1 protein-coding gene is annotated in these 1,381 nt (G+C 41.3%); it reads left to right on the plus strand.

The genetic code is table 11. From position 1 onward, the window contains the following. Positions 1-102: 102 nt before the first annotated feature. Complete coding sequence (locus QUB61_RS39470; RefSeq protein ID WP_333190472.1) at positions 103-1,362, plus strand: ISAs1 family transposase; 1,260 nt, start codon at positions 103-105, stop codon at positions 1,360-1,362. The last annotated feature ends 19 nt before the right edge of the window (positions 1,363-1,381 follow it).

Genomic DNA, 1,381 nt, shown 5'->3' on the forward strand with positions numbered 1-1,381 from the left:
CAGGGTAAGCTCATCTAATTTGGTATAAATTGTACTTGACAATGAGTCAAATAAGTGAGATGACAACAATGCCACTCAATAAAATATTTAGGAATACATTTTATGTCTCAGGGTTTTGAAATTAAATCTACCTCTGGCAAAAAAAGCTCTCTTCCTCAACTACCGCTCCCGGAAGTAGCAGAGATTCAAGATATTCAACAGAGTTTCTTAGCACATTTTGCAGATATTAAAGACCCCAGAGTCGAGCGAACTAAGAAACATCAACTCACCGATATCCTAGCAATCGCAATTTTCGCTATCATCGCCGGAGCGCAAGGGTGGGAAGACATCGAGAATTATGGTATTAGTAAAAAAAAGTGGTTAGAAGAGTTTTTGGCATTACCTTATGGCATCCCTTCCGATGACACTTTTCGTCGAGTATTTGAGTTCCTTGACCCAGAAGCATTAAATCGATGCTTTGGACGATGGGTAGAAACTCTCGTCACTAAGACAGGAGGAGAAATTATTCCCATTGATGGTAAGACAATTAGAGGTTCTTATGACCGCAATCAAGGCAAATCGGCACTTCATGTTATTACTGCTTGGTCTTCTGAACAACGTCTTGTTTTGGCGCAGATGAAAGTGGATGATAAATCGAATGAGATCACGGCTATTCCGGCATTATTAGAGTTGCTCGACATTACTGATTCTATCATTACTATTGATGCTATGGGGACTCAAACTGAAATTGCTCAAAAGATTATTGAAAAAAAAGGAAATTATGTCCTGACACTTAAAGCTAATCATCCGACTCTCCATCATCAGGTTAAAGAATGGTTTGAGAGAGCTTCTGCACAGCAATTTTCCGGGATTGATGTCAGTTATGAGCAACGGATTGAGTCCGGTCATCATCGGCGAGAAATCCGTCAAGTTTGGTCGGTGCCAATTACGGTCATTGGTGAGCTTTACCAACCGCGATTATGGGCGGGATTAAAAAGTGTGGTCATGGTTGTTCGAGTGCGTCATCTTTGGAACAAAACTACTCGGGAAGTGCAATTCTATCTAACTTCTTTAGATAGTGATGCCCAACTTTTGGGTCGAGCCATCCGAAAACATTGGGGGATTGAAAATCAGGCTCATTGGACTTTAGATTGTACCTTTGCAGAAGATGCTTGCCGGATTCGCTCGAAACACAGTCCCCGGAATTTGGCTGTCCTGCGACGTATTGCGCTGAATGCCCTCAACTGCGAACCTACTTACAAACGTAGTCTTCGACAAAAAATGAAACGGGCAGCTATGGATAATGATTATCTGATTCAAATTATCAGTTCTTGTTTTCTTGACAAGATATTAGATTCTTCGGATTCCTTTTGTCAAGCATGATTGAGACGCTCTTACCCTG

Source organism: Microcoleus sp. C2D2 (assembly GCF_036702495.1).
Lineage (GTDB): Bacteria > Cyanobacteriota > Cyanobacteriia > Cyanobacteriales > Microcoleaceae > Microcoleus.

Bases quoted from the DNA above. Each gene is read 5' to 3' on its own strand.
- QUB61_RS39470 (WP_333190472.1), top strand. From the start codon at position 103: ATGTCTCAGGGTTTTGAAATTAAATCTACCTCTGGCAAAAAAAGCTCT.